Origin of the sequence: Streptomyces sp. NRRL B-3229 (assembly GCF_000719505.1) — a bacterium.
GTDB classification, from domain to species: Bacteria; Actinomycetota; Actinomycetes; order Streptomycetales; family Streptomycetaceae; genus Streptomyces; species Streptomyces griseorubiginosus.
Window position 1 is genome coordinate 176,139 of record NZ_JOGP01000014.1, and the last position, 6,558, is coordinate 182,696.

Below are 6,558 nucleotides of genomic sequence, written 5' to 3' on the forward strand. Positions count from 1 at the left end.
GCGTAACCGCGTGCCCGGACACGGGGACGACGGATCATGAAGGAGACATGACGTGACGACGCTTTTCACCGGATTCGAGCTCGGCGGTCTGCGGCTGCCCAACCGGGTGGTCATGGCCCCGATGTCGCGGGTGCGGGCCGCCGAGGGCGGTCTGGCGACGCCTTCCATGGCGCGCTACTACGCCCAGCGGGCGTCCGCCGGCCTGATCGTCAGCGAGGGCGTGCAGCCGAGCCTGATCGGGCAGTCCAATCCGGGCACTCCGGGGCTGCACACCGACGAGCAGGTCGCCTCGTGGCGGCAGGTGACGGAGGCCGTGCACACCAACGGGGGCCGGATCTTCGCCCAGATCATGCACGGCGGGCGGGTCTCGCACCCGGACACCACCGGACTGCGGCCCGTCGGCCCCTCGGCCGTCCCGGCCACCGGAGAGCTGTTCACCCCCACGGGACGACAGACCCCGCCGGTGCCGCGGGAGCTGCGCACGGACGAGGTGCCCGAGCACGCCGAGTCGTACGCCGAGGCCGCCCGCCGTGCCGTGGACGCCGGGTTCGACGGAGTGGAACTGCACGGCGCCAACGGCTACTTGATCTCGCAGTTCCTCTCCACCAACGCCAATCTGCGCACCGACCGCTACGGCGGTTCGGTGACGGGACGGATCCGGTTCGCGATGGAGGCGGCCGCCGCGACCGTGGCCGCCGTGGGCGCGCACCGGACCGGCATCCGGCTCTCACCCGGCGGCACCTTCTGGGGAGTCGAGGAGACGGACGTCCCTGAGCTGTACACCGCGCTTCTGTCGGAGCTGGCCCAACTCGAACTGGCCTACGTCCACTTGGAGGCCACGGCCCCCGAGGAGACACTCGCCGCCCTGCGCCGGGCGTGGCCGGGGGCGCTCGTCATGAACCCGGTGCTGCCGCTGGGCGCCAAGCAGACCGGCCGCAGCGAGGCCGACCACTGGCTCGGGCTCGGCGCCGATCTCATCAGCTTCGGCCGGGCGTTCATCGCCAACCCGGACCTGGTCGAGCGGCTGCGCACCGGGCTGCCGATCGCCCCCGCGGACGAGGCCACGTACTTCGAGGGCGGCGACAACGGCTATCTCACTTATCCCGCATACCAGTACACGGCGTGACGCCCAGGCGGCGAGGGCACCACGAAAGGGTAACGAAGGTCAACCAGAGGCAATGTGACGTGGTCTAGCCCGGCATGAAGATCTCTTTCCTGCTGCACAACGCCTATGGGATCGGGGGCACGATCACCACCACGTTCAATCTGGCCCAGACCCTGGCCCGACGGCACGACGTGGAGATCATCTCGGTGCTCCGGCACCGGGAGCTCCCCACCTTCATGCTGGATCCCCGGGTTTCGCTGCGGCCCCTGGTCGATCTCAGAGAGGACAAGGAGCACCCCTCGCACCTGAGACCGGCGCGGGTGTTCCCGCGCTCCGAGTACCGGTACGGCCAGTACAGCGAGTTGACGGACCAGCGCATAGCCGAGGCCCTGGCCACGACCGACGCGGACGCGGTGATCGGCACCCGGCCCGGACTCAACGTGCATCTCGCGCGCGAGGCGCCCGGCCATGTCGCCCGGGTGGGACAGGAGCACCTCACCCTGGACAAGCACTCGCCCCGGCTGCGCACCGCGCTGCGCCGGGCCTATCGCGGGCTCGACGTGCTCACCACGGTGACCGAGGCGGACGCGGCCTCCTACCGGCGCCGGATGCGGCTGCCCGGCGTACGGGTGGAGGCGCTGCCGAACAGCGTGCCGGATCCGGTGCTGCCGCCCGCGGACGGTTCCGCGAAGGTGGTCGTCGCGGCCGGGCGACTGGTCGGGCTGAAGCGGTACGACCTGCTCGTGGAGGCCTTCGCCGCGGTCGCCGCGAAGCATCCGGACTGGCAGCTGCGCATCTACGGCAAGGGAGAGGAACAGGACCGGCTGCGTCGGCTGATCACCGACCTGAGGCTGTGGAACAACGTCTTCCTGATGGGGCCCGCGGCCCCCATGGAGGCCGAATGGGTCAAGGGCTCGATCGGGGCGGCCACCTCCGACTTCGAGCCCTTCGGCATGACCATCGTCGAGGCGATGCGCTGCGGGCTGCCCGTGGTGAGCACCGACTGCCCCCACGGGCCGGCCGAGATCATCGCGGACGGCGTCGACGGGCGGCTGGTGCCGGTCGGGGACCGGGACGCGCTGGCCGCGGCCCTGCTGGAACTGGTCGGGGACGACGAGCTGCGCGGCCGTATGAGCAGGGCCGCGCTGGAGAACGCGCGGCGGTTCGCTCCGGAGCCCGTCGTGGAGCAGGCCGAGGGGCTCATCGCGGAGGCGGTCGCGGCACGCCGGGCGGGACGGCCGGTGGTGCGGGGTGGCCAGGGCGCGGCCCTGTCCGCCCGGGGCTCCGCCGCCAGGGACACCGCGCTGGTCGCGGCGAGCGGCGCGCTGCGCCTCGTACGGAAGGGACGGTCATGACCACACCACGCGCGGGGTGCGCGGTCGACGCGGACGGCAGGATCACCTTCGAGGTGTCCCGGGCCGGGGGCCTGCGGCTGCTGTTGCGGCTGCGTCCGAAGAAGGGGCAGCCGGAGGAGAGCCTGCACGTCCTCGACCTGGAGGTGGACCCGTCCGACGAGGGGCGCGCGCAGGCCGTGCTGGATGCCGATCCGGTGCTTGCGGAGGGGCGCTGGGACGTGTATCTGCTCCAGGGCTCCGAGCGGACACGGCTGCGTCCGGGACCGCGCGATCTGCGCGCCCTGGTGGACGGGCAACTGCGGGAGCGGCAGGGGCCGTTGGCCGTGCGGGTGCCCTATGCCACCAAGGACGGCTTCCTCGCGGTGCGGACCTGGCTGCGGCCCGCGCACGCGGAGGTCGGCCGCGTCGACGTCACGGACCGGACGCTGACGATCGCTGCCCGGCTGCACGGCTCCCCGCTCACCGAGGGCGCCCGCGTGGAGCTGCGGCTGCGCCGGGACAAGGGCGTCTCACGCACGCTGGAGCCCCTGGTCCGGGCGGACGGGCGCGCCTTCTCCCACACCGTCGACGACAAGCTGGACCTGGACCCGGGCATCTGGGACATGTTCCTGCGGCCCGCTCCCGAGGCTGCGCCGATCCGGCTCGCCCGGCTGCTGGACGACGTGGCGGACCGCAAGGAGGTCTTCGTCTACCCGGGTGTCACGGTCGGGGACGCGGTCGTGCGGCCGTACTACACGGTCGACAACGACCTGTCCCTGGAGGTGAAGCGGGCCGGGTGAGACGCCTGGCAGACGCGGTTCAGCCCCAACGCACGTGCAGGGCAGGTGGTTTGCGGAAGACCAGGCCCTGCGGGGCGGTGGGGCGGTCCGGGTCGAGGCGGAGAGCCGGGAAACGGTCGAGCAGGTGCCGTAGGGCGATCCGCGTCTCCAGGCGGGCCAGATGGGCGGCGAGGCAGTAGTGCGGGCCGTGCGCGAAGGCCAGCTGGAGACGGGAGTTGTCGCGGCGCACGTCGAAGCGGTCGGGGTCCGGGAAGACCGCGGGGTCACGGTTGGCGCCGGCCAGGGAGACGGTGACGAGGTCGCCCTTGCGGATCGCCGCCCGGCCGAGGGTGGTGTCGCGGGTGGCATAGCGGTCGACGACGGCCGCGCCGGGCTCCAGGCGCAGGGACTCCTCGATCGCGCCGTCCAGGAGGGCGGAGTCGGCGCGGACCAGGGCGAGTTGGTCAGGGTGCTGGAGCAGGTGCAGCAGGGCGTTGGTGATCATCGCCTCGGTGGTCTCTATGCCGCCGAACATCAACACCGCGGCGTTGGAGGCCACTTCGGGCAGGGTCAGGCGGTCGGCGGCGGCGGTGAGGAGCGAGGGGGTGGGCACGTCCGCTTCCGTGTCGGTGGCCGCTTGTGCGAGGGCGGTGCCTTGCGCTTCCGCGACGGCGGCGCCTTCCGCTTCCGCCTCGGCGCCTTCCGCTTCCGCCTCGGTGCCTTCCGCGACGGTGGTCTCGACCGCGGCCCGGAGGCGCGCGTACGCCTCGGGGCCCGCGGGGTTCGCAGCGTGGCCCGCCGTAAGGTCCGACACGGCCCGCACGATGGCGTCGTACCAGGAGAGAACCGTGCCGGTGTCGGCGCCCACCAGTCCGAGCGCCTTGGTCACCACGGTCACGGCGAGCGGGCCGGCGAAGTCCCTGCGGAGGTCGGCGGCGCGGCGGGGTTCGAGGGCGGTGAGGAGGCGGTCGGTCTCCTCCTCGATGAACTCCGCGAATCCTTCCCGTACTTCGCGCGGGCGGAAGGGCGCGGCGAAGGGCTCGCGGTGGCGGGTGTGCTCGGCGCCGTCGAGGGAGAGCATGCTCGGTCCGACGACCTGCGCGGTGGTGAAGCGGGGGTCGTCGACGGTGAAGGTCTCGGCGTCCCGCATGACGTCGAGGGCGAGATCGCGGCGGGTCACCAGCCAGCCGTTGAGCGCGGGCAGCCAGGACACCGGTTCGTGCGCCCGCAGTTCGGCCAGGCGCGGGTGCGGGTCCCGGGCGAGTTCGGCCGGCGTGGTCGTGGCGCCGAGGGGGAATGCGATCACGCTGTCGAGGCTAGCAACCGGGCATCGGCGCCCGCCCGTCCACGGCCGGGCGGTAAATGCCTGGCGGGGAGCGGCCGCGCGGGGTTACGCTCCCCGGCGATGACGACTCACACCTCTCAGAGATCGGAGGTCCCGTCCGCGCAAGGTGAGTGCTGATGCTCCCTTGGACCGCGAACGAGGACTCCTCCCGTACGTCTTTCTGGCCGCGCGTGCGTGAGTTCGCCGTGCCGGCCTCCATGATCGAGACCGCGACCGCCCGGCGCCTCGCCGGCGACTGGGCGGGGGCGTGTGCCGCCGCGGGCTTCGACATCGACCTCACCCTCCGTGCCGTGGCCCGCGATCACGGCCGGGACCTCATGTCCCGGCTCCGCGCCGATCTGCGGGCCCTGGCTCCCGACCTGCTGCGCTGGCACATGCCGAGGATCGCCCCGGACGGGCTGCTGAGGCCCGGGCTGACCCTGACGCTGGCGCGGTACGAGGCCGCCGACGGCCCCGTACACCTCGTGGCCAGGACCGCGCCCGCGTGGGCGGATTCCGGTCAGCGGATCAGCCTCGCGCTGTGGTCCCGCTCCGCGGACGACGCCGTAGGCCACCCGCATCCCCGGCCGAACCGACGCTTCCGCCTGGATCTGCACCGGCATCTGTGGGATGCGGGCCGGGTCGGGGAGTTGTGGGAGCGGTCGGGGGCGGGGGCACTGCTGGAGCGGTCGGGGGGTGGGGAGTTTCCGGGGCTGCCCCCTGCCGGAGAGCCGCTGGAGCGGGCCGCGCCTGGCGAGCCACGACGGTGGTCCGCGCCTGGTGAGCCACGACGGTGGCCCGCACCCGGGGATCCGCCGCGGCCGTCCGCAGCCAGGGAGTCCCCGCAGGGCGCCCGGACCGGTGAGCTGCGACAGTGGCCCGCACTCGGGGATCCGCCGCGGCAGTCCCCCGCCGGGGAGTTCCGGCGGGGCGCCTCGCCCGGCGATCCACAGCAGCGGCCCGGTTCCGGAGAGCCGTCCTGTGGGTGGTTCGACGGCGGTCGAGCCTCTCCATCCGGTGCCGCGTTGCTCGCCCCGCTGCCCGACGGCTGTGCCGTGGACCGCTGGGCCGCCGAGGCCCGGATTCTGCTCGGTGCCGAAGGGCGGTCCGCCGGGCGGGTGTTGGTGCGGTGCGGGCGACGGCAGCGGCTGGTGTGGGAGGTGGGTCCGCACCGAGCGGTTCCGGTGCCGTGCGACGGTCCCCTCCCCCTCCTCCCCGTCCTGCCCGACGCGGCGACCTGGGTCCTCCCCGACCTCGAACTGCTCCGCACCGGTGCGGTCGAAGCCGGTCGGCTGCACCCCCTGGTCGCGGGGGCCCTCGCCCCGGGACACGCGGCCACCGGTCCGCCGCCGGTTCCCGACCGGCCGGGGCGACCGCACACCGTCGAGTGCCGGGGTGCCCGCCACCGGATCGGCCTGGTCGACGGGGTACTGGCCCCGCTGGACCACGACGCGGACGAGATCCGCCGTGAGGAGCTGCTGGTCGCGCTCACCGGCACGCCGCTCCCCTGCCTCCAGGCCATCGACGAGGCGCACCGCCGCCCGCACTGTCTCGACGGCGTGCGCGAACGTCTCGCGCACGGGGACCTCGCCGGTGCCCTGGCCGTGGTGGAAGGGCTGCTCGGGCCCGAGGCGCTGCTGCGTCCCGGTCCGCTCCGGGACGCGCTGGAGGCGGCCGCGCGGCAGCGGATCACCTACGGCCTGTTCCGAACGGGCCTGACGGGACCGGGCCCCGCCTGGTACCGCCCGCGCCCGAACGGCCGCCGCCCCCGCGATCCCCGCACCCGTCCACGCCGCGCGACCCCGCGCTGAACGCACCCGGGTCGGCGGACTCCGACCCGATCGCCCCGACGCACCCGCCCTCCTCTCTTCTCACGCCCCAAAGGTGATGCCCCATGCCCATGCCCATGCCCATGCCCATGCCCATGCCCATGCATACGCCCATGCCAACGCCCACGACCCTGCCCATTCCTGTGCCCACGCCCACACCCCTGACCGCCCCCTCCCCCCCCCCCAC

At 73.7% G+C, this 6,558-nt stretch carries 5 protein-coding genes; 4 read left to right on the plus strand and 1 reads right to left on the minus strand.

Going from position 1 to position 6,558, the window contains the following annotated elements:
- Window positions 1–52 precede the first annotated feature (52 nt).
- From IF54_RS0123840 to IF54_RS0123850, 3 genes are all read left to right on the plus strand, one after another.
- Window positions 53–1,126 carry an alkene reductase gene (locus IF54_RS0123840; RefSeq protein WP_030321984.1) on the plus strand — a complete coding sequence of 358 codons (1,074 nt, stop codon included), beginning with the start codon at window positions 53–55 and terminating at the stop codon, window positions 1,124–1,126.
- Window positions 1,127–1,200: 74 nt separating this feature from the next.
- On the plus strand, window positions 1,201–2,460 hold the full coding sequence (locus tag IF54_RS0123845; RefSeq protein WP_030321990.1) for a glycosyltransferase family 4 protein: 1,260 nt from the start codon (window positions 1,201–1,203) through the stop codon (window positions 2,458–2,460).
- Window positions 2,457–3,239 (plus strand): hypothetical protein, encoded by a 783-nt coding sequence (locus tag IF54_RS0123850; RefSeq protein WP_030321991.1) that lies wholly within the window; start codon window positions 2,457–2,459, stop codon window positions 3,237–3,239. The genes IF54_RS0123845 and IF54_RS0123850 overlap by 4 nt, the downstream gene beginning before the upstream one ends.
- Before the next feature lie 19 nt (window positions 3,240–3,258).
- Here IF54_RS0123850 and IF54_RS0123855 read toward each other — a convergent pair whose 3' ends face one another.
- Window positions 3,259–4,524: a cytochrome P450 gene (locus IF54_RS0123855; RefSeq protein ID WP_030321993.1), complete on the minus strand. Its 1,266-nt coding sequence runs from the start codon at window positions 4,522–4,524 to the stop codon at window positions 3,259–3,261.
- Window positions 4,525–4,679: 155 nt separating this feature from the next.
- Here IF54_RS0123855 and IF54_RS0123860 point away from each other — a divergent pair, with 155 nt between their 5' ends.
- Window positions 4,680–6,353 (plus strand): hypothetical protein, encoded by a 1,674-nt coding sequence (locus tag IF54_RS0123860; protein WP_037820443.1) that lies wholly within the window; start codon window positions 4,680–4,682, stop codon window positions 6,351–6,353.
- The last annotated feature ends 205 nt before the right edge of the window (window positions 6,354–6,558 follow it).

What these genes read in the sequence shown, in the direction of transcription:
- IF54_RS0123845 (WP_030321990.1), top strand. Translation starts at nt 1,201, where the DNA reads ATGAAGATCTCTTTCCTGCTGCACAACGCCTATGGGATCGGGGGCACG.
- IF54_RS0123850 (WP_030321991.1), top strand. Translation starts at nt 2,457, where the DNA reads ATGACCACACCACGCGCGGGGTGCGCGGTCGACGCGGACGGCAGGATC.
- IF54_RS0123860 (WP_037820443.1), top strand. Translation starts at nt 4,680, where the DNA reads ATGCTCCCTTGGACCGCGAACGAGGACTCCTCCCGTACGTCTTTCTGG.